We start from the raw sequence: 21931 nt of genomic DNA on the forward strand, positions 1-21931 counted from the left end.
AGAATATATTTGAAAGAATAGCTGGTATTCTATTAGATTAAGAAATACCTTCTATTTCTTCTACATCTTTCAATCGTACAGATACTAATTTTGAAACACCCTTTTCCCTCATTGTAACGCCATACAAGCTATCGGCTTCTTCCATGGTACCTTTTCTATGCGTAATGACAATAAATTGAGTATTCATTGAAAAATTCTGTAGATATTTACCAAACCTTGATACATTGGCTTCATCCAGTGCAGCTTCTGCTTCATCTAATATACAGAACGGAATGGGACGGACTTGAATAATGGCGAATAATAATGAAATAGCAGTTAAGGCTCTTTCTCCTCCAGATAAAAGACTTAAGGATTGTAGATTTTTCCCAGGTGGTTGAGCAACAATTTCAACACCAGAGGTTAAAAGGTTTTGCGGATCGGTTAAGCGTAATTCTGCCTTTCCCCCGCCAAACATACGAGGGAAAACAAGCGTAAACTGTTCTTTAATTTGATCAAAAGTTTCTTTAAATCGTTTAGCGACTTCTGTGTCCATCTGATCCATTGTGTCGTAAAGTTTTGCTTTAGCTTCAAGCAAATCTTGTTGCTGATCGCTTAAAAATGTAAACCGTTCAAATACTTTTTTATATTCTTCGATTGCCCCAATATTCACGGGCCCCAATTCTTCAATTCCCTTTTTTAATAATTTAACTTTTTTCTGAGCTTCTTCTTCGGACAATTCCATGGGCGCTTCTAGTTTGGCTTCTTCAAAACTCATTCCGTATTCTTCTGATAAATAAGCTAATAAATGATCTAACGATACATCGGCACGTGAAGATTCAATTTCGATTTTCGCTTTTAAATCACTAAGCTTTTGCTTATCAGCTTGTTTAGCAATTAAACGGTCCTCAACTTGAGTCTGCAATGCTTCAATCTCTTGTATATTAGATTTTAAAGTGGTTTCTTTTTCTCTTAGCTGTTTGTTCTTTTGCTTGTAATCGAGTAATTGCTGTTGTAGTTCCTCTTTAGAACCAAAATGTTCTCCAGCTTCATAAGCTGTAAGGTCAGCATGTAATAAAGTAATATTTTCTTCAATTTGAGTTTTTTGATTTTTAAAATGAGTTACTTCAGCTTTTACAGCTGCCTGCTGCTCATTAACAGATTGCAAATTCTTTATCAGACTTTCTAATTCTGTTTGGATTAGAATTTTTTGAGATTCTATATCTTCTTTTTCAGCAGATAGTTCAGTCATTTCTTTTTTCTGCTTATCCATTTGTTCTTCAATTAGTTGTTTCTCACTACTAATTTCTTCTAACCGCTTTTGACTGGAAGAATATTCTTTTTCTACTTGGCTAGATTCATAGGATAATGCTTGCTGTTCTCTACTGAGACGAGTACGTTTCTCCTCAACGGAATTGAGTTCATTCTGAAGCTGTTTTTCTTCTACTCGTTTCTCTTCTCCGTTAGTTCGAATCTCTTCGAGCGTGTTACTTAGAGAGGTTAAAGTATCTTTTTCTTTAGAAAGTTCTTTTCTTCGAAGATCGACAGTTTTTTCAGCTTCATCAATAAAAATATTCAAATCTTTGAGCTCTTTTTTTTGAGAAAAAAGATGAGAATTTGAAGACCTTTTTCCGCCTCCACCAGTCATTGATCCTCCAGCATTCATCATATCACCTTGAAGACTGACAACTCGGTAACGATAATTCACTGTCCGAGCTATTGCATTCGCAGCTTCTAATGACTCTGCAACAATTGTATTGCCTAATAAGTTCTCCAAAATGTTTGCTACCCGTTCATTAAAATGAATTAATTCACTTGCTACCCCAATAAATCCAGGGATTCTTTGGGCAGCTTCTTTGATATCTGATCTGATCAAACGAGATTTAATTGTAGTAAGCGGTAAGAAAGTTGCTCTACCAGAGCGTGTTGTTTTTAGATGTTGAATTGCTTCTCGACCGGATTTTTCATCTTCTACTACAATGAATTGACTTGAAGAAGATAAAACGGTATCGATTGCTTCTACGTATGATTTTGGTACTTCAATCAGATCGGCAACAGTCCCAACAATACCGGTTAATGTTGCTTTTTGTTTCATTACTGCTTTTACACCTGCAAAATAGCCCGCATAATTCTCCTGCATCTCAAGTAAAGTTGTTCTCTTTGCAAGAGCTTGCTGTAATTTGCTTTGAGATTGATTTAGACGAACTTCTTTATTGTCAATTGAATGAGTCAGCTCATTCAACTGTTCTTTCGTCGATTGAAAAGAAACCAATAAATCATCGACTTCTTTTTTTAATTTGGAATGAAGTTCTGCTTTAGCTGAAACTTGTTTTTCAAGTTCTTGCAACTCTTGGTTCGTTTTAACTGAATTTCTTGATACCTTTTCTTTTGAAATGGCCTGTTGTTGTAACTGCCGTTCCAAATACGTTTGTTCATTTTTTAAAGTAGTTTGTTCTTGCATTAAATCAATATAAGTAGTCCGCAGATTTTCAATAGCTTCTTCTCTATTACCTTCTAAACGATCTTTTTGTGCTTGTTTTTCTTTAATCTGGCTATTTAAATAGCTTTCTTTTTCAGATAGATTTTTTAATTTGGTCAACACACTGTCTAGTTTTGCAGTGATGGTCGCTTTTTGCTCATCTAATCTTTTGATTGAAGCCTTTTTTTCTGTTACAAAGGCTTCTTTATGTTTCTCTTTTTCCGCATAAAGTGTTAAAGCTGATTCAGTTCGTTCAATTGATTGTACAATCTGCAATAACTGGTTTTGTATTTCTTCCCGCTGTTGTTCAAGTTTTAGATGATCAAATTTATAATTTTGCAGACTATGATTATCCTGGTCAATGGATTGCGTCAGTTCAGTAAGATCAACAGTAACAACAGACAGTTTCTCTTGATTTTTTTCAACTGTTTGCTGAAGTTGCTGAATTTTCATTACTGTGAAACTAATATCAATTCCAGTTAACTCTTCTTTTTGTTCTAAATAAGATTTTGCTAAATCACTTTGTATTCTCAATGGTTCTACTTGTGCATCTAATTCGTAAAGAATATCTTGGACTCTATCAAGATTGTCCTGAGTATCCTCGAGTTTCCGTTCTGCGCTTTGCTTTCTCATCTTATACTTAAAAACACCCGCAGCTTCTTCAAAAATAGACCGTCTATCTTCAGCTTTACTATTAAAGATTGCCTCTACTTGTCCTTGAGATATAATAGAAAAAGATTCTTTTCCTAATCCAGAGTCCATAAAAAGGTCTACAATATCTTTCAAACGACAAGATTGCTTATTCATGAAATAGTCGCTTTCCCCATTACGATTAATTCGACGGGTTACGCTGACTTCTTCGAAGTCAACAGGAAGAAAGCCATCTTGATTATCTAAAACCAAGGTGACTTCCGCAATGTTTACTGATTTTCTTGAATCCGTACCAGAAAATATAATATCATGCATTCGACCGCCACGAAGATTTTTTGCAGATTGCTCGCCCATTACCCAACGGATGGCTTCGATTATATTACTTTTTCCACTACCATTTGGACCCACAACAGCTGTCACACCATCATTGAATTCTAGCGTCGTTTTGTCAGCAAACGACTTAAATCCTTTTAATTCTAGCCTCTTTAATTGCACAGACGTTTTCTCTCCTTGCTAACGTATAAGCGATAAACACAAAATTCTTTCGCTTCATCTAACTATTTTTTTCTAATGTCTGTAAGGCAACTCTAGCAGCTTCTTGTTCAGCGCCTTTTTTAGAACGACCTTTTCCAGTACCTAATGAATCTCCTTCTACAAATACTTCTACAACGAATTTCCGATCATGATCTGGTCCGATTTCTTTTATGACCTGATACTCTATTGTTACGACACCATTCTTCTGTAATAGCTCCTGTAAAGCTGTTTTATGATCCATCCCATGCGAGAAAGCACCAGAATCTATTTTAGGAAATAAAATCCGGTTTAGAAAATCCATTACAGTTTCCATTCCCTGATCCAAAAAGATAGCCCCTACGAAAGCTTCAAAAACATCACATAACAGTGAGGGTCTTTTACGGCCATTCATTAGCTCTTCCCCTTTCCCTAGACGAAGAAACTGGGCTAACTCACATTCTTTAGCTAAATTGGCAAGACTTTCTGCCCTAACAATAGCAGCACGCATGCGAGTTAATTGTCCTTCAGGTAATTCTGGAAACTTTTTGTATAGATATTCAGAAACGGTTAATTCTAACACGGCATCTCCCAAAAATTCTAACCGTTCTAAATTTTTCAAAGTTAACTCTCGGTGATCATTCGCATAGGATGAATGAGTAAAGGCTTCAATCAATAACTCATTATCATGAAATGTAATGCCAAAATTTTTCTTTACATGCTCAAAAAGTTGTTCACTCAAACATTTACACCCCTTTCAATCGATTATATAACTATATTATACTTGAAAAAAATTTAAAAATAAATATACAATCCATTTGTGGAGCGGATGTAACGTTATTTTCATAAAAAGCGCGAAAAAAGATACTTCGCTAAAAGTATCTTTCTATAGTTTAAAATGATATTAATTTTTTACAGATTGAATGATTGAAATAAATTCATCATAGTCTGAACAGTGTAGTAATTTCGATACAATGGCAGGCGTATTTACAATTTTTCCTAAAATATCGTACAACAATTGTAAGTCTTCTTGGCTATCTTTTTCAACGTTCAAAAGACATATAAATTGGACTTTCCTTTCTCCCCAGAGAATTGGTTGATCCAATGTACAGAAAGTTAAAAATGTTTTTTTGGTTTGTGGTGTAATCGGATGTGGAATGGCCACATTATTTCCATAGGATGTTGGTGCAATTTCTTCTCTTTTTTCAAGTAAAAGCTGGTAGTCTTCCGGCAAATCATGAAACGGTGTTAATTGATCAATTAAAAATTCAAAAACCTCTTCTTTAGTCTTTAAAGACTGATTTAAAAAAGTATGTTCTTTATTAATAAATGTAATAGGATCTGAGTTATTCCCGCCTATGAATTGTTCAATCCTAGAAAGATCATACCGACTTAAAATTGTATTAACTTCAATAACGGGAACTGGAAGTATTTCTTTGATTGGAACAGCACTTATAATAAAATCAATGTTATTATAAGGAATCTCGTTGATTCTATATAGTTCTGTTGTGCCGACCACTTCTATTTCCGAGCGGAATTCCGAAGTGACTTTATATTGAATTAGTTTAGAACTACCCACTCCTGAGGCACAAACGATATAACATTTTTTTAAAAAATGCGCTTCTTTTTCTCTTTCCATTGCTGCACCGATGTGTAAAGCGATATAAGCTACCTCATTTTCATCAATTTCCACAGATAAAGTTTTTTTGATCTCAAGTGCTGCGATAATACCTGCTTCAAATGCAAGAGGATAATGTGCTTTAATATCTTCTAGCATAGGATTGCGAATGTTCATATTAAATTTATAGCGGTTAATTGCTGGTTTTAAATGTAAAGCTAAACTCATGATTAGCTCTTGGTCATCTAAAAGTGGTAGATTTAATTCTTTTTTCAACTGTAAAAGTATTTGATCAATTAATTTTTGAATCATTGGATCAATAACTTGTTCATATTGAGATTTTGTATTATTTGATTCACCAATTAGCTTTGTTCCAAGCAAGTGAATTGCTATATAAGCGATTTCAATTTCAGGAAAAGTAACATGTAGTGATTGTTCAATTTGTTGAACGATTTTTTTAGCAACTGTATATTCTTTTTGGGTTTGAATATCTGATAAATCTTTTTCAATAAGATTTACACTATAGCCTTCTTTGATCCTTTTATATGCAATAACAATATGTACAAACAGATTATTTAAAGCTACATCGGAAAGTACAATATCATTCTGATTGATTTGATCAAGTAGAATAGACCACATACTATTTAAAATAGGTTCATTGATCCCCGCAATTGAACTGACATTCTGCATATGAATTAGATTAGGTCCTGATTTTTGTTGATTGAATAAAAATTCTGACATAGCAAAACGGCGATTTAATTCAGTCCCTTTTAAGCGGATACCATAATTTGGTCGGCTGACTAGTTTTAGTGAATAAGGTTCAAGTAGTTGTTTAACTGTTTTTAGATCTGCTTGAATTGTAGAACGACTAACATGTATCTCTTCACTGAGATCATCAAGTTTCACAGGTTTACTTTCTTTCAAAAAAAGATTTAATAAATAATCAATCCGTTCATTCGGGGTATCTGGATTACTGCTGATTTGTTCTAATGACTGATCAATTTTTTCTAAATAATTGGTAAATAAAGGTTCGTTAAGAACAGTGAGTATAAATCCCTTGCCCTTTAATGCTTCTATTAGGGCCCCATTGCTTTTTAGATCTGTATTTAACTCTTTAATGTCTTCTCGGATTGTTCTGGAAGAAACCTCAGTAATTGCTGCTAATTGTGTGCTCGTAATGGGATCAGTAGCAGAAGATAAGATAGTTAGAATTTTAACTTTCCTATTTATCATTAGCATCCCTCCTTTCCAGATTTTCTATCAGTATAAAAAGAACACAAGGCAAAAGCGCAGTAATTCGTTATCACTACGCTTATGTCTCAAATTGTTCAATTCTAATCGTTAAAACCGTTTTTCTCTGAGGCTTCTGCAAACCATGAAGCACTTTTTTTAGCAGTTCTTTGTTGAGTTTTGAGGTCAACTGAATAGAATCCATAACGATTTTTGTAGGCATTCATCCAAGACCAGTTATCCATAAACGTCCATAAATGATAACCTTTAACATTACACCCTTCTTGAATGGATTTATGCAGCCATTTTAGGTGATCTTTTATAAAATCAATACGGTAATCATCTTCAATGCGACCATCAACTAAGAATCGTTCTTCATTTTGAACACCCATACCGTTCTCGGAAATAAAGGATTCAATATTACCATAGTTTTCTTTTAAATTAATCATGATGTCGTAAATGCCTTTTTCGTAGATTTCCCATCCACGATAAGGATTCATTTTTCTACCAGGCATTTCATAATTATCAAAGAACCAGTCCGGCATAAAAGGGCTATCGGGATTCGGTTGGGAATCTCTTGCTTTTACTCTCCTAGGTTGATAATAATTGACTCCAAGTAAGTCTACTAAATTCTCTTTAAGTAACGCTTTATCTTCTGGTTTTGTTGCTGGAAGCTGATTATATTCAGCAAGTAAGTCGATCAAATCTTGCGGATATTCTCCTTTAACTGCTGGGTCAAGGAAACTTCTATTAAAGAATAAGTCACAAATGTGAGAAGCTTTTAAGTCAGCAGGATTTTGGCTTCTAGGATATGATGGCGTCAAATTAAGAACAATTCCAATTTTACCATCATAATTTTCATGATAAAGTTTAACTGCTTTGGCATGGGCAACCATCGTATTATAACCTACTTGAATAGCTTTCTTTGCGTCAACAATATTTGGATAGTGAAAATCGTATAAATAACCTCCCTCTACAGGAACTACAGGTTCATTAAAAGTAAACCATTTTTTTACGCGATCTCCAAATAATTCGAATGCTTTTTCTGCATAATCAGCATAAGCTTCAGTAACTTCACGGTTTTCCCATCCACCGATTTCTTGTAATTCTAAAGGCATGTCAAAGTGATATAAGGTTACGAAAGGTTCTATATCATTTCTAATTAATTCATCAAACACTTTAGAATAAAAATCGACTGCTTCGGGATTAACGTCTCCTCTTCCACCAGGAATTAATCTAGCCCAAGATATTGATAATCTAAAACTATTATGATGAATTTTTTTCATATTCGCAATATCTTCTTTGAAACGGTTATAAAAATCAGATGTAACCTCAGGACCTATATTTTCGAAGAAACGATTTGGTTCGCTCTCATACCATTTATCCCAAATATTTTTACCTTTCGGTCCATTCTCTCCACCCTCAGTCTGAGTTGCGGAAGCTGCGCTGCCCCACCAGAAATTCTCTGGAAATTGATAGTCTAATGACATTTGCATTTCCTCCTTATCTTGTTCTATATATTTCAACTAATTCAACTGCTAGATCTCGAACTGTCATAGCCGTCATTAAATGATCCTGAGAATGAACAAGAATAATATTCAGTGGTTGTTCTTCTCCTCTAGCTTCATTTTGAAGTAGTTTAGTCTGATGTTGATGAGCTTTTCCTAGTTCTTCACTTGCCTCTTTTAATTTGTTATCTGCTTCTTCAAAGTTACCATCTTTTGCTTCGTGAATAGCTTCCATTGCACTTGATTTTCCATTACCTGCAAATAAGATAATTTGGAACGCAACCTCAGTCATTGTATCCATCATATAATCCTCCATAAAAACTAAAAGGAAAGCGAATGTTCAAAGACATTCGATTCCCTTTATGCAATTTTCTATTGTTAGTTAATTTATTCAGCTTTTTGAGCTTCTTGAGCTTTTTGTTCTTCACCGTAATATTGGTTGTCTAATAATTTCAAGAATGGCAACCAGATAACAAATACAATTCCTATATTAATTAATTGCATCACCGCACCCATAATTTTATTTCCCGTAGCCAAGTATCCACTTAATAAAGCTGGAGTTGTCCAAGGAACAATTAATCCTGCTGGCTTAGGTGCAAATCCGATATCCATTGCAAAATAAGTTACAATAGCTACCACAACTGGAGCTAATAGCCAAGGGATAAGAATTAGTGGATTCATTATAATTGGAAGTCCAAAGATAATCGGTTCATTAACATTGAATATCCCTGCTGGTCCACCTAAGTTACCAAGTTCTCGTAGTTGTCTACTTTTCGTTACTACAAAAATAGCAATGATAACAGCTAATGTCATACCAGACCCACCGATACCTACTATAAATGTATCAATAAATTGTTTTGTTACGATATTTGGTAGTTCTTCACCAGCTTTAAAAGCTGCTAGGTTCTGGTCGTTTAAAGAATACCATATTGGATCGAAAACAGAGTTGATAATGATTTGTCCATGAAGTCCAAAGAACCAGAATACTTGAATCAGTAGTACAGCAATAATTGTAGCAGGAAGTCCACTACCTAATGCTGTAAGTGGTTGTTGGATTAAAGTATATATAAAGTTCTGAACTGTTTCAAATGATGTAAAGCTAAACAAAATTCTAATGACTAAAAATGCTGTCAGAGTTAAAGTAATCGGAATTAATGCGCTAAATGATCTTGATACTGCATCTGGTACTCCAGCAGGCATTTTTATGGTTAAATTTTTTCTAACAAAAAAGTGATATAATTCTGCAGAAATAAATGCTGTAAATATGCCTAAAAACATTCCTTGAGCACCTAATGCACTAGTGGGAATTACACCTGTAGTGTCTTCTAGAATCTGAGGTGTCAAAACTAAGAAAGAAGATAACGCTACTACTCCACCATAAATGGCTTCTCCACCACGTTGTTCCACCATTTTATAACCGATACCAATAATAACAAATAATCCCATAATACTTAATGTAGCAGCTGATGCAGGATCTAGTGCTGCTTTATATGCCTCGAAAGCTTCAGGACTTAACACCTGATCTAAAAATGGAAAGTTTGCAATAACTACAAATATTGAACCAAAAATAATGAGAGGTAACGCTACCATAAAACCATTACGTAAAGCTGTTAAATAGCGATTATTATTTAACTTATCCGCAATTGGAAGTAAGATATCCTCTAGTACGCTCATAAATTTATTCATTTTTTTCCTCCTTGAGCTAAATAATCCTATTAATTTTGTTCGATTAACGATATAGCTTTATCGAGTACAGCGACTCCGTCCACTCTACCGTATGCTACAGGATCAATTACATCTAACGGTATTCCAACTTTTTCAGCAGTAACTGCAAATTTCTTTTTCATGAAACGCATTTGTGGACCAATCAATAAAACGTCAGCTTTTTCCATATCTGTTTCCGCTTTATCTTGAGCTACAGCCCAGATTTCAACTTCTTCACCACGTTTTGCTGCTTCTTCCTCCATTTTTGTTACCAACAAACTAGTTGACATACCAGATGAGCAAGCGAGTAAAATCTTTTTCATATTATTCCCTCCTTTCTTTTCTTTCTATAGTCATATCATAAATTAACAACGCTTACATATCCATGTGGTTAATTTCCGTTATGAAGTGGAAGTTTTATGTATGTTCTCAATGATTTTATAAAATTTCGAAAGTGAAAAACATCAGAAATCCAAAAAACAATCCATAATTTTTGGATTTCTGACGTTTGATTCTCTGATGGAAATAATAACTATTAGATGAAGCAATTGATTAGGATAGTTTCAAATGCTCAATGAAAGCTGCTTTTAAATATTCAGTAATAGCTAAAGTAGTCCTATAATGATTCAATCAGAGAATGAGTTTGAAATGAGCTGTTGAACTACCATTAGTATGGAATGGGGAAAAATAAATAATGAATCCTACCGCTTATTTTGACGCTTCTCAATCGTTTTCTTTATGGTAGGAATAATCTTTTTGTAAAAAGGTAAAGACTGATTATGCTTACTTTCTTGAAACTCATATTCACTTAAGGCCGTTTCTAATTCAGAACCTTTTTCAAATTCTAATTCTTTATGATTCATTTCGTTGTGGTTTAATTTAATATTTCTTTTGAATTGTTTGCGCATAAGATTTTCAATTAGCGATAAATCAATTGATTCACCAGCTTTTTCTTTGACGGTAATAACGCTTAAGACTTCAATATAACTGATGGCCAAAGCGCTCGTCACAATTGATGCAGTAGTGCCACTGATGATACCGCCAACGATAGTTCCAGCCCCCGGAATGAACTTGAATGCATTCGCCACTAATGTTTTACCTAATAAAGTAGCCGAGCTAGTTCCGCCAACAGCTGCTACAATGGAGACAATCGTAGATTTATCTAAGGAAATACCGAATATAGCTGTTATATGAGCAAGCAATGTTATTTGCATCGGCACTAACACTGAGGCGTCAGAAAAAGGAATCGGAATAAATCCAACACCAAAGCTAGTTGCTACATATCTAGTGGCCCAGCGTCTAGCATCTTTTGCTTTTTTCTCGATATCTGCCTGCTGGGCGTTCGTAAAAGCTTTCTGTACATCCTTTGGAATGAGTTGGAGCGATTTAGCAACTAACTCTTTTAATCCAAATGCAGGTATAACGTAATCATCAGAGATTTCATAGGGTTCTGACATGATAGTTTGAATAGCTGCTACTGGAAGGTTCATATCTTCTAAATATTTTTTAAATTCTTCAGCTGGTTTACCGATAGCTTGAGTTAATACGAGTATAACAGGAATTTTATCCGCAATATCTGTGATTAATTCTAGTTCCATATCTTCAATACGTGATGAGGTAGCTTGAATACAATAGTAAACAACATGTATTGATTCTTGGCTGTTTTTATTTTTCTTTATTAAATCAAAAACTTCTTGTTTTACCTGCTCTTGAATAGATTGTTCTAATTCTAATCCTCTAGTATCGTAAAGAACAATTGGAATATTTTGTTTAGATATTTTTCTTAAGTGTGTTGTAACGGGTTTCCCAATACCGGTATCCGCTAATTTTTCTCTGAAAATATTATTAATTAACGTACTTTTCCCCACTCCGGTTTTACCTGCAATAAGGATATTGACAGGCGCCATATTCTCAACTTCTTTTTCAGTTTTATCTAGTATTTCTTGAATCACATTAAGCTTATCGCCTGATAAATTCATAAATTGCCTCCTATTGTTAACATGATTACAAATAGTTTAACATGAATATTTACCAAAAAGGAAGAATCTAGATTCTCAGTTAGCATGAATAGCGAAAAAAGCATTCTGCCCGTTTCATAAAATAGGCAAGAATGCTCACATTAAGGATAGTACTTGTTGTTACTGATATTCATCAGGAACTTTTGATAATTCTTCTACTCGAGTTGGTTGCCATCCTTTTTCTTTGATAAACTGTAGATACACTCTATATACTTCAGTTTTATTTTCATTTGAAACCGTTGCTTCTACTCGGTTAGGACCGTCCCCGGCAATCCACCATTCGATAATATTACCTGAATCTAACCCAGTAACTGAAGTAACAGCTTGATTGATTTCAACACGATCTTGAGATCCTTCATTAAAATTTGTAACATGTTCTCCAGATTGTTCAGTACCGATCGGGGTCCATTTACCAGTATAAGCTCTCTCAACAAGTGGATCATCAGATTCAGCTTCTTCAACATTACTTACTTCAGAATCATTTTTTTCTTCAGTAGGAGACTCCTCTGCTTCTGGGTCTTCACTATCTGCTTCACTAGTTTCCTCTTGAATTGCATCTTCAGATTCTTTTTGAGCATCTTCAGTTGGAGTTTGTACATTCTCTTTTGAGGTATTCTGTTCTGGCTTTGAGTTCAGCTCTGTGTTAGGGGATATATTATTCGAAATCTGATTTGAATCATTATCACGGATAATAAAAACATAGGTCAGTAATGCTAATAAAATAAAGACAAGAATAGCAATTACAACATAATAAATTTTATCGAATTTATTTTCAGAAGGTTTTTTTTCAGAACGGGATTGTTTAGAATGATTTCTTTTCATGAAAGCTTGTCTCCTTTATAATAATGCTCTTCTTTTTATTATTAGCGTAGTTTAGCACACCAAGATTTCAATATTGAGTATATCGTATAACAACTAAACAACAAAAAACACGCTCTCTGCAATAAAAATGAACGGAAAGCGTGCAGACTTAATCTGTAATTAGGGTTTAAGAACAACTTTTATGTTATTGTCTTCTTTTTTATCAAAAATATCATAACCCTTAGCAGCCTCTTCTAGTGGCATTGTATGCGTAATAATATCAGTAGGATCAAAATCATTATTTCTGATTTTCTCATATAGTTTCGGCATTAAATGGGGTACAGAGGCTTGGCCGGTTTTTAAAGTTACATTTCTTGCAAAAATATGGTTGATTGGAAAAGTCGTTGCAGGAGTTAAGTAAACACCGGTTAACATAATTGTTCCAAATTTTTTAACGGCTGCACTTGCCATCTCTATAGGTCTCGTTGTCCCTTTTTGAGGAGAAATTAGATTTGTCACTTTTTCAATTTTTCGTTCTTTTCCATCCATACCCACGCAATCGATAACAACATCTGCGCCACCATGTGTCATGTCCAAGAGCGCCATACCTGGAATATCTACTTCTTCAAAATTCAATGTTTCAATTCCAATGTTTTTTGCTGAATACTCTAAGCGATGCTTAACACTATCTACAGCAATCACTCGTTTTGCGCCTTTCATTTTAGCAAACCTTTGAGCAAATAATCCAACAGGTCCTGAGCCAAGTACAATGACCGTATCCCCAGGCTTAACACCTGCATGTTCTACACTCCACCAAGCTGTTGGAACGATATCAGATAAGAATAAGACTTTTTCATCAGGAAGCTCATTATCAGGAACTTTAAAAACAGAATGATCAGCATGTGCAACCCGCATAAATTCTGCTTGTCCACCAGGGTAATCTCCATTTAATTTTCCGAAACCAAATAAGCCACCATAATCCACTTCCGGATTTTTATTTGACTCATCACACTGACTTTCCATATCATTTTTACAGAATTCACAATGCCCGCAACTTACATTAAAAGAAACAACTACTCTATCTCCGACTTTAAGATGCTTTACGTCAGGCCCGACTTCTTCAACAATCCCCATTGGTTCATGCCCTACCACATAATCGTCATTTAATACTAGATTCCCATTGTGATACAAATGTAAGTCAGAACCACAAATAGCAGTGGAAGTAACTTTAATAATAGCATCCGTAGGTTCCTCGATAATAGGATCTGGAACGGTTGTTACTTGCATCTTCTCTTTTCCTTGAAATGTTACTGCTCTCATTTTATTTACCCCTTTCATATGCTTTCTACAAAACAAATTTAGCACGATTCAAATGGAATAGGAAATAAAATGCTTGTATTTGTTAAAAAAGTCTCTTAAGAATTTATCTTAAGAGACTTTAAAAAAAGCTTAATGTTTGATTTTTTTAAGAGGTGTAGTGATTAACGGTGCAACAACAGCAGCCACAACGGCTTCTGCAACACCACTTGTTCCAACTATAACTAGAAGAACTCCTGCCAAGTTACTTAAATCGACCTCTATAGCCTGAGCATATCTGTCACCGTAAAAGATGTAAATAAAGAACAGTACTAACACTGTATTTGTGAAGGAACCGATTACGGCAGATACTGACATAGAGATTTTCTCTTTATCAGGCCAGAATTTTTTAAAAAACTGATAACTCCATCCTGTCATTAACCCAATTAGGATACGAGGCAATAAAGCTATAATAGGATTAGTCCATAGCCACCAATCAAGAGGCGTTGCTGGTACAGTGTAAGCTCTAACCATTCGGGTAATACCCCAAACAGCGCCTATGATCATTCCGTCTTTTGTTCCCAAAGTCAGTGTTGCCACAATCACAGTAATATGAATGATGGTTGGATTAAGTGGTGGTATTGGGATGTTGCCTAAAAAAGGAACAAAGTTTTGTATTAATATAATGGCTGTTAATATTCCTAAAATTGCTAAACGATAAGGATTAGATTTTTTTCTACCTAAAGACATATAATTCCTCTTTTCTCAATATGAAAATTATTATAATGATTGAATCCCAGAAAGTCCGTTTGTTAAACTTCTATTTAATCTACCTATTAATACTGAAAGTAATTGTTTTTCTTCTTCGGTCCATCCAGCTAGTATATCTGAAAATGTTTTTTGGGCAGCTGTGTTATATTTTTGAAATTTTGATTTAGCATTTTCTGATAAAGTAAAATAAGCATAACGTTTGTCAGCGCCAGTCGTCTTAACAACTAAACCGTTTCTTACTAATGTATTCATCTGTCTGCTAATGGTCGATTTATCTAATTGACTCTGTTCAGTAATAGATTTTAGAGTAGCTTGTTCTTCACCTAAAATTTCAATTAGATTCAAAGCAGAAGCAGATAAATTATAATCTTGAAGAAGATTTTGGGTCATGACTTTATAGAGTGACTGCAAGTCTGCTAGTTTAAGTAAAATTTCATTTGTGTCAACTGATTGTGGCATGTCATCGCTCGCTTTCTAAAATAATTTCATAACGAAAATAACTATTTGTATTAGTCAACTATACCATTGTTTAACAAATTGGGCAACGCTTTTTATGTCCCTCGGATGGTACTATATTCGCAAAAATGCTATAATATTAAGGAGTCTCATTTGAAAGGAGACAGAAAAATGTCATTTGATGGATTATTTACACATGCAATGATAACAGAATTGAAAGAAACACTCGTAGGTGGACGAGTCACTAAGATTCAGCAGCCTTACGATAACGAAATTATCTTTAAAATTCGTTCTAATAGGAAAAATGTACAACTATTATTATCTGCTCATCCTCAATATGCGCGTATGCAGATAACCGAAATTCCTTTTGAAAATCCAACTTCTCCACCACAATTTTGTATGGTAATGAGAAAATATCTGGATGGAGCAATTTTAGAGGATATCAAACAACTGGAAAATGATCGCGTGGTTGAATTTTCATTTAATAGTCGTAATGAATTGGGAGATATAGAAAATCTTGTACTGATTGTTGAGATTATGGGTAGACACAGTAATATTTTACTGGTTAAAAAGCAAGAAGAAAAAATCCTTGAAACAATCCGGCACATCTCATCAAGCCAAAATACCTACCGTACTTTAGTTCCGGGTGCCCAATATAGACAAGCACCAACCCAAGATAAGCACGACCCTTTCCACTTTGATAAACCATTACCAGTATCGTCATTGTCAACTAATGAAAAAGTGAAATGGATACAGCAAACTTTCCAAGGCTTTGGTAAAGATTCTGCAGAAGAATTAGCGTATCAAATAGAAACACATCCGGACGATGCGCCTGCCCTAGTTTTCCAGAAATTTATGGAGCCCTATAAAAAGCAAAATTTAACGCCTACTTTGACAAAAGTCAAAAATAAAGAATATTTTACAGCTGTTAAATATGATTCACTTGTGGGAGAACAAATCAAATTTAAAACGCTTAGTGCTTGTGCAGATCGTTTCTATGGGAATAAATCTGAGCGAGATCGAGTTCAACAACAAGCCAATGATCTATTTGGTTTAGTAAAAAATGAAACGGAACGAAATGAGAAAAAATTGATTAAGCTTGAAAAAGAATGGAAACAAACTCAAAAAGCAGATCAATATCGTATTAAGGGAGAAGTTTTGACTGCTTACCTTCATGAGATTGAACAAGGTATGAAGTCTATTACTTTGGATAATTTTTATGAAGAGAATGAAACAATTGTAATTGAGCTAGATCCTAGAAAATCACCTTCTAAGAATGCTCAAGCATATTTTTCTCGTTATCAAAAATTGAAAAATGCTATCAAGCATCTTGAAGGTCAGATAAATAGTACAAAAGCAGAAATTCATTATCTTGAGTCAGTGATGACTCAGATGGAAGTAGCTTCTCCCAGAGATATTGAAGAGATCAGAGAAGAGTTACAAGCCGGCGGATATATAAAGAAAAAACGCAAGCCACAAAAAGGTAAAAAACGTCAGTCATCAAAGGCGGATCAATATCTATCTTCAGATGGCACTTTGATATTGGTAGGAAAAAATAACCTGCAAAATGATGAATTAACTATGAAAACTGCCCGTAAAACTGATTGGTGGCTTCATACCAAAGATATTCCAGGATCACATGTGATTATAAGGAGCGATCATCCTTCTGAACAAACATTGGAAGAAGCTGCAGCAATTGCTGCCTACTTCAGTAAGTATCGATTATCAGCTTCAGTACCTGTTGATGCTGTTCAAGTTAAACACATCCGAAAACCCAATGGAGCTAAACCTGGTTTTGTTATTTATGAAGGTCAAACAACTTACTACGTAACACCAAAAGAAGAATTAATAAACAACTTAAAAAAAGAGTAACCCTAATATAAAGCATGCCTATTTTAACTTATTACTTTTACAGTACATAAGTTGAATATAGGCATGCTTTTTTATTTTAGATTTCTTCAAGCTTAATGATTTCTACTGCATTTTTATTGTCTACTTCTACAACAGATACTTTAACCTGTTCTTTCATTGAGGTAGGAATGTTTTTCCCTATAAAGTCAGCTTTGATTGGAATTTCGCGGTGTCCTCTATCGATTAGGGAAGCTACTAGGATTTTTTTAGGTCTTCCAAGGTCAATTACAGCATCCATTGCTGCTCTAATTGTGCGGCCAGTAAAGATAACGTCATCAACTAATATAACAACTTTATTTTCTACTGGAACAGAAAATTTTTGTCCTTTAACTTCTGGATTGCCAACTTCATCAGGAAAATGACGATCATCTCGATATAAAGTGATATCCAGTTCTCCAACTGGAATCATCTTTCCTTCAATTTGTTCGATACGTTCTGCAATGCGATTAGCAATGTGTATACCGCGGGTTTTAATGCCTGCCAAAATTAAATGATCAATCCCTTTGTTTCGTTCGATGATTTCATAAGAAATCCGAGTTAAAGCTCTTTGTATAGCAATTTCATCTAATACAGTAACGGTTGTAGCCAATCTAGATAACCTCCTTGATAAATTAGGTATTATTGTTTTCTTAGAATCTCGAGTGTTTCTTTGAAAATTTCCGGTATTGCAGAAGAGAACTTCATTTCTTTTCCAGTGGTAGGATGTGTGAAGCCTAATGTTTCCGCATGTAAAAACTGTCCATTTCCTTTAATTGTTTTTCTAGGCCCATAGATAGGATCTCCTGCTAAAGGATGCTCTATATAATTCATATGAACTCTAATTTGATGCGTTCTGCCTGTTTCAAGAATTAATTTTATTAGAGTGAACTTATTAAATCGTTCAATGACTTCAAAATGTGTTACAGACGGTTTCCCGTTATCTACGACTGCATACTTTTTTCTGTTGCCAGAATCTCTTCCGATTGGAGCATCAATTGTCCCTTTGTCATGATGAATCAGACCATGAACTAAGGCTATATATTCTCTCTGGGCTTTTTTGTCTTTTAATTGCTCAGACAATTTTTCGTGAGCTACATCATTTTTTGCGACCATTAATAGACCAGATGTATCTTTATCAATTCTATGGACAATTCCAGGACGGATTTTTCCATTAATTCCAGATAAATCTTTTGTATGATACAACAAAGCATTTACCAATGTTCCAGAACTATGACCGATAGATGGATGAACAACCATGCCTTGAGGTTTATTGACAACCACGACATCTTGATCCTCATAAATGATTTCAATATTGATATCTTCAGGTTTAGCATCTATAACTTCCGGTTCAGGTATAGTAATTTCAATTTTATCTTCAGGTTGCAACTTATAATTTGCTTTAACGGAAGAGTCATTAACGGTGACAAGCCCTGCTTTGATCCAGCTTTGAATTTGTGAACGAGAAGCATCTGTTATTTTATCTGTTATAAATTTATCAATACGCTCATTTAAACCTTCGTTGGTGAATGAATAATGATCTTGCATTACTTATCAACTGCTTTCTTTTGTTTGTAAAGTTTAACTTCATCAATAATCAAATAGATAATCATAAGAGCGACTCCTATTGTTAATGCTGAGTCGGCAACGTTAAAAATTGGAAATTGAATAAACTCTAATTTGAACATGTCTACTACAAACTGGTGGAACAATCTGTCAATTAAATTACCCACTGCACCTGCCAGCAAGAGTGATAATGCTGTAGAAAACAGCTTACTTTGACGTCCATGAGTATGCAGGTAATATATAATCACACCAATAACAATTAATGTAACAATATAAAAAAACCACATTTGTCCTTCTAAAATACTCCAAGCTGCACCAGTATTTTGATAGTAAGTGAGTGATAATACATCCGGAACGACTTCAACGGTTTTCTGTAACGGTATATTTTGAACGGTTAGGTATTTCACCAGCTGATCAATACAGATAAAAATCGCTGCAATAATATAATAAATAATCATGTTGGCCTCTTTTCTTAAATAATATACCTTTTAATTGTACCTTATTTTCATAGTGAAAAACATACTTATAAACATTTTCATTTTATAATACATTTAAATCATATGAGTAGTTTTATTAAATTATTATTCTTTTCCTTTTTAACTACTGTATATTTTTGTTATACTCTTTTGGTAACACTATTATAAATGAATAAAATTGTATTATTTTATTTAAAGGAGATCTTTGAAATGATAAAGAAAAAATATGTTTTAGCGAGCCTTGGTCTCTCGACGTTTCTATTAGCAAGCTGTGATGGAGAAAACATAAAGGAGATGCAGTCATCAGTCAGTGAAATTGATCAAATTCATGATGACATTATCACAGAATTAAATGCACTAACTGATGAAGAGGCGGAGCTGCAAACTTCATTTGATGAAACACTTAAATCTGATGAAGAGCTAAGTACATTTGCAGATGGTTCTGCTCCTGTTTTTGAAAACATCGAATCAAGAAGAGAACACTTGGAATCCATAAAGAATTTAGATAAACAATTTGAAGAACAGGAAGAAACTTTAGCTTCTTATGAAGGTGAAAGTTTATCAGGTGAAGAACTAGATGGATTAAATAGTATAATTGACGAATTTTCATCACAGCTTCAAGAGTTTACCAAAGAGTACGATGCTTCCCTTACCTCACAAAAGGATTATTTTACGTCTATTGCTGGTGAAAAAGCAACGTATGATACTTTCTCTGAAGGTATTAGTACAGTAAATGAGCAACAGTCAGCCATGCAAGAGGACCTAGTTACTTTAGATGAAACATTAGTTTCTTTAGATACTCAAATTACAGAAGCACAAGAAATGATTGAAACAGCACTTAATGAAAACGAATAAGGAGAATAATTCATGAAAAAAACAAAATATGCTTTTTTGTTCACTTCTGTCCTACTCTTAACTGCTTGTGGAAGTAATGAAGATACAGATACTTCAGAAAACGAACAAGCAGCTGTGGATTCGGAAACTAAAGAAAATGAACCCGAAACAGAAAAGAACGAAACAAACCCTGAATCAAAAGAAGAAATATCGGAAGAAGAGCCTGAAGTTTCTGAGGAAGAAGAAAAAGTTGAATTCCAATATCAGGTCAATACTGATAACTATGCGTACATTAAACCAATTGAAGATACAGATGCAAACAAACAAGTCGCATTACTTACATATGACGACGCCCCAGATAAGCACGCTCTTGAGATCGCCGAATCACTAGTTGATCTCGATGCAAGAGCCATTTTCTTTGTCAATGGAATGTACTTAGAAGATGATGAAGGAAAAGAAACAATCAAAAAGATTCATGACATGGGATTTGAAATCGGCAATCATAGCCAAACACACGCTAGTCTCCCTGATATCAGCCAAGAAGAACAATATGACGAAATAGTCAAAACTAGCGATTTAGTTGAAGAAGCTACTGGGGAAAGACCTCGCTTTTTCAGAGCACCTTTTGGTTCAAATACTGACTACTCAACTGAGCTAGCTCACGAGCAAGGCATGGAGTTAATGAATTGGACTTATGGTTATGACTGGAACGCAGAATATCAAGATGCTGAGGCACTTACTGATATCATGTTAAATACTGAATTGTTAGTCCCCGGTTCTAATTTATTAATGCATGACCGCGAATGGACAATGGAAGCCACCCCGAATATCGTAAAAGGCCTACGAGAGAAAGATTATGAAATTATAGACCCTGCCCTTATCAAATCAGTAGATAATGAAAGTGAGGATTCACAATAATGAATTGGAAAAAGAAAATTACTTTAGGAGCTGCTACCTTAATTGCTTTAGTCTCCTTATCGACTCCAGTACTAGCAGATGAAAATGCTAAACAAACTGAAGACGCTTCAACTAAATTTTTAACACTTTCAAAAGAACCAATTTTATCTATTCCTGAAGAATTCCCAAGCCAATTTAAATATGATAGTGGCGTTGATATTGCTTATCCAGAAGATGGAGTTAAAGGAATATTTGTAACAGGTTATTCTGCGGGCGGCTCAAAATTGGATAGTTTAGTAAAAATGGTAAATGAAACAGAACTGAATTCAATGGTTGTCGATGTAAAAGACGATCATGGCAATATGATGATGCCGCTTGATTCAGATAATGAATTGATCAATTCATCTACTCAGGATGTAGTAGATCCTGAAAAGTTCATGAATACGATGCAAGAAAATGATATCTACCCTATTGCACGAATTGTTGTATTCAAAGATACTAAACTGGCAACTGACCGTCCTGACCTGTCTTTTACAAAAGACGGTGAAGTATGGAAAAACGGACGCAAGGAAAGTTTTGTTAATCCATATGAAAAAGAAGTTTGGGACTACAATGTAGAAGTTGCAAGACAAGCTGCAAAACTCGGATTTAAAGATATCCAGTTTGACTATGTTCGTTTTCCAGAAGGCTTTGAAAACAGGGATGAAGAATTAAATTACTCTCGTGGAGAGTATGCAGACAGTGATTTGAACAATACAAAACAACGTGTCGAAGCAGTAACGGACTTTGTTGCCTATGCGAAACAAGAATTGCAAGCTTATGATGTTGATGTTTCAGTCGATATATTTGGTTATGCTGCTACGCTTGAAGAAACACCAGGAATTGGACAAAACTTTTCTCGTATCTCAGAAAATGTAGATGTAATATCCTCCATGATTTATCCAAGCCACTGGGGAGTCGGATCTTTAGGCATTGATCGACCTGACTTGGAGCCATACAGTGTTGTTGACAAATATATGGAACATGAAAATGCTATCTTTGAACAACTTGGTGAGAAAGCTCCAGTATCCAGACCCTGGTTGCAGGATTTCACTGCTTCTTATCTAGGTTCTGGCTATTACAAACAATATGGCGCTGAAGAAGTTCAAGAACAAATTCGTGCATTAAATGAACATGGAGTAAATGAATTTCTGTTGTGGAATGCCGGAAATGTATATTCTGAAGGTGCTCAATACAGTTTTGATTAAGTAGAA

General features: G+C 34.6%; 19 protein-coding genes. 4 read left to right on the forward strand and 15 right to left on the reverse strand.

Annotated features, from left to right (window positions below; genetic code table 11):
• Positions 1–37: 37 nt before the first annotated feature.
• From smc to BLT22_RS02335, 12 genes are all read right to left on the reverse strand, one after another.
• Positions 38–3601, reverse strand: coding sequence for a chromosome segregation protein SMC (smc, locus tag BLT22_RS02280; RefSeq protein WP_091760230.1), 3564 nt, complete (start codon positions 3599–3601; stop codon positions 38–40).
• A 58-nt stretch (positions 3602–3659) separates the two neighbouring features.
• The gene (gene rnc, locus BLT22_RS02285; protein WP_091760233.1) at positions 3660–4358 is read right to left on the reverse strand and encodes a ribonuclease III; all 699 of its coding nucleotides are present in this window, start codon (positions 4356–4358) and stop codon (positions 3660–3662) included.
• A gap of 162 nt (positions 4359–4520) precedes the next feature.
• A complete protein-coding gene (locus BLT22_RS02290; protein ID WP_176935282.1) occupies positions 4521–6467 on the reverse strand; it encodes a BglG family transcription antiterminator in 1947 nt (648 codons plus the stop codon).
• Positions 6468–6568: 101 nt separating this feature from the next.
• The gene (gmuD, locus tag BLT22_RS02295) at positions 6569–7954 is read right to left on the reverse strand and encodes a glycoside hydrolase family 1 protein (RefSeq protein WP_087059512.1); all 1386 of its coding nucleotides are present in this window, start codon (positions 7952–7954) and stop codon (positions 6569–6571) included.
• Between the two features lie 13 nt (positions 7955–7967).
• Positions 7968–8276, reverse strand: coding sequence for a PTS sugar transporter subunit IIA (locus BLT22_RS02300; RefSeq protein WP_212745561.1), 309 nt, complete (start codon positions 8274–8276; stop codon positions 7968–7970).
• Between the two features lie 83 nt (positions 8277–8359).
• The gene (celB, locus tag BLT22_RS02305) at positions 8360–9658 is read right to left on the reverse strand and encodes a PTS cellobiose transporter subunit IIC (protein WP_091760239.1); all 1299 of its coding nucleotides are present in this window, start codon (positions 9656–9658) and stop codon (positions 8360–8362) included.
• Between the two features lie 29 nt (positions 9659–9687).
• The gene (locus BLT22_RS02310; protein WP_087059514.1) at positions 9688–9999 is read right to left on the reverse strand and encodes a PTS sugar transporter subunit IIB; all 312 of its coding nucleotides are present in this window, start codon (positions 9997–9999) and stop codon (positions 9688–9690) included.
• 378 nt (positions 10000–10377) lie between these two features.
• The gene (locus BLT22_RS02315) at positions 10378–11655 is read right to left on the reverse strand and encodes a YcjF family protein (RefSeq protein WP_091760242.1); all 1278 of its coding nucleotides are present in this window, start codon (positions 11653–11655) and stop codon (positions 10378–10380) included.
• Between the two features lie 159 nt (positions 11656–11814).
• A complete protein-coding gene (locus tag BLT22_RS02320) occupies positions 11815–12516 on the reverse strand; it encodes a YrrS family protein (protein WP_091760245.1) in 702 nt (233 codons plus the stop codon).
• Positions 12517–12675: 159 nt separating this feature from the next.
• Positions 12676–13815, reverse strand: a complete 1140-nt coding sequence (locus tag BLT22_RS02325) for a zinc-dependent alcohol dehydrogenase (RefSeq protein WP_091760249.1) — start codon at positions 13813–13815, stop codon at positions 12676–12678.
• Positions 13816–13944: 129 nt separating this feature from the next.
• On the reverse strand, positions 13945–14541 hold the full coding sequence (locus BLT22_RS02330; protein ID WP_091760252.1) for an ECF transporter S component: 597 nt from the start codon (positions 14539–14541) through the stop codon (positions 13945–13947).
• Between the two features lie 30 nt (positions 14542–14571).
• Positions 14572–15021 (reverse strand): MarR family winged helix-turn-helix transcriptional regulator, encoded by a 450-nt coding sequence (locus BLT22_RS02335; RefSeq protein WP_091760255.1) that lies wholly within the window; start codon positions 15019–15021, stop codon positions 14572–14574.
• Positions 15022–15189: 168 nt separating this feature from the next.
• On the opposite strand from BLT22_RS02335, the gene BLT22_RS02340 reads away from it, so the two are divergent.
• Entirely contained in the window at positions 15190–16890 is a 1701-nt protein-coding gene (locus BLT22_RS02340) for an NFACT RNA binding domain-containing protein (protein ID WP_091760258.1), read from the forward strand.
• Between the two features lie 76 nt (positions 16891–16966).
• Here BLT22_RS02340 and pyrR read toward each other — a convergent pair whose 3' ends face one another.
• Genes pyrR through lspA form a run of 3 tightly spaced genes read right to left on the reverse strand, consistent with a single transcriptional unit; the run spans position 16967 to position 18929 of the window.
• Positions 16967–17518, reverse strand: a complete 552-nt coding sequence (gene pyrR / locus BLT22_RS02345) for a bifunctional pyr operon transcriptional regulator/uracil phosphoribosyltransferase PyrR (protein WP_091760262.1) — start codon at positions 17516–17518, stop codon at positions 16967–16969.
• A gap of 29 nt (positions 17519–17547) precedes the next feature.
• Positions 17548–18453 carry an RluA family pseudouridine synthase gene (locus tag BLT22_RS02350; protein WP_091760265.1) on the reverse strand — a complete coding sequence of 302 codons (906 nt, stop codon included), beginning with the start codon at positions 18451–18453 and terminating at the stop codon, positions 17548–17550.
• Entirely contained in the window at positions 18453–18929 is a 477-nt protein-coding gene (gene lspA / locus BLT22_RS02355) for a signal peptidase II (RefSeq protein WP_087059532.1), read from the reverse strand. The genes BLT22_RS02350 and lspA overlap by 1 nt, the downstream gene beginning before the upstream one ends.
• A 228-nt stretch (positions 18930–19157) precedes the next feature.
• Here lspA and BLT22_RS02360 point away from each other — a divergent pair, with 228 nt between their 5' ends.
• The 3 genes from BLT22_RS02360 to BLT22_RS02370 are packed head-to-tail and all read left to right on the forward strand — an operon-like array spanning position 19158 to position 21925.
• Positions 19158–19802 (forward strand): YkyA family protein, encoded by a 645-nt coding sequence (locus tag BLT22_RS02360; RefSeq protein ID WP_176935284.1) that lies wholly within the window; start codon positions 19158–19160, stop codon positions 19800–19802.
• A 12-nt stretch (positions 19803–19814) separates the two neighbouring features.
• Positions 19815–20699 carry a polysaccharide deacetylase family protein gene (locus BLT22_RS02365; RefSeq protein ID WP_091760272.1) on the forward strand — a complete coding sequence of 295 codons (885 nt, stop codon included), beginning with the start codon at positions 19815–19817 and terminating at the stop codon, positions 20697–20699.
• A complete protein-coding gene (locus BLT22_RS02370; RefSeq protein ID WP_091760275.1) occupies positions 20699–21925 on the forward strand; it encodes a putative glycoside hydrolase in 1227 nt (408 codons plus the stop codon). Before BLT22_RS02365 ends, BLT22_RS02370 begins: the two co-directional genes overlap by 1 nt.
• Positions 21926–21931 lie beyond the last annotated feature (6 nt).

Source organism: Marinilactibacillus psychrotolerans, assembly GCF_900101525.1.
In the GTDB taxonomy this organism is placed as follows: Bacteria; Bacillota; Bacilli; order Lactobacillales; family Carnobacteriaceae_A; genus Marinilactibacillus; species Marinilactibacillus psychrotolerans.

Excerpts from the sequence above, each read along its gene's own strand:
- gmuD (WP_087059512.1), bottom strand. The coding sequence starts at position 7,954 with ATGTCATTAGACTATCAATTTCCAGAGAATTTCTGGTGGGGCAGCGCA.
- BLT22_RS02290 (WP_176935282.1), bottom strand. The coding sequence starts at position 6,467 with ATGATAAATAGGAAAGTTAAAATTCTAACTATCTTATCTTCTGCTACT.
- BLT22_RS02330 (WP_091760252.1), bottom strand. The coding sequence starts at position 14,541 with ATGTCTTTAGGTAGAAAAAAATCTAATCCTTATCGTTTAGCAATTTTA.
- BLT22_RS02300 (WP_212745561.1), bottom strand. The coding sequence starts at position 8,276 with ATGATGGATACAATGACTGAGGTTGCGTTCCAAATTATCTTATTTGCA.
- lspA (WP_087059532.1), bottom strand. The coding sequence starts at position 18,929 with ATGATTATTTATTATATTATTGCAGCGATTTTTATCTGTATTGATCAG.
- BLT22_RS02325 (WP_091760249.1), bottom strand. The coding sequence starts at position 13,815 with ATGAGAGCAGTAACATTTCAAGGAAAAGAGAAGATGCAAGTAACAACC.
- BLT22_RS02350 (WP_091760265.1), bottom strand. The coding sequence starts at position 18,453 with ATGCAAGATCATTATTCATTCACCAACGAAGGTTTAAATGAGCGTATT.
- BLT22_RS02310 (WP_087059514.1), bottom strand. The coding sequence starts at position 9,999 with ATGAAAAAGATTTTACTCGCTTGCTCATCTGGTATGTCAACTAGTTTG.
- BLT22_RS02365 (WP_091760272.1), top strand. The coding sequence starts at position 19,815 with ATGAAAAAAACAAAATATGCTTTTTTGTTCACTTCTGTCCTACTCTTA.
- BLT22_RS02335 (WP_091760255.1), bottom strand. The coding sequence starts at position 15,021 with ATGCCACAATCAGTTGACACAAATGAAATTTTACTTAAACTAGCAGAC.
- BLT22_RS02360 (WP_176935284.1), top strand. The coding sequence starts at position 19,158 with ATGATAAAGAAAAAATATGTTTTAGCGAGCCTTGGTCTCTCGACGTTT.
- BLT22_RS02370 (WP_091760275.1), top strand. The coding sequence starts at position 20,699 with ATGAATTGGAAAAAGAAAATTACTTTAGGAGCTGCTACCTTAATTGCT.
- celB (WP_091760239.1), bottom strand. The coding sequence starts at position 9,658 with ATGAATAAATTTATGAGCGTACTAGAGGATATCTTACTTCCAATTGCG.
- BLT22_RS02320 (WP_091760245.1), bottom strand. The coding sequence starts at position 12,516 with ATGAAAAGAAATCATTCTAAACAATCCCGTTCTGAAAAAAAACCTTCT.
- BLT22_RS02340 (WP_091760258.1), top strand. The coding sequence starts at position 15,190 with ATGTCATTTGATGGATTATTTACACATGCAATGATAACAGAATTGAAA.
- BLT22_RS02315 (WP_091760242.1), bottom strand. The coding sequence starts at position 11,655 with ATGAATTTATCAGGCGATAAGCTTAATGTGATTCAAGAAATACTAGAT.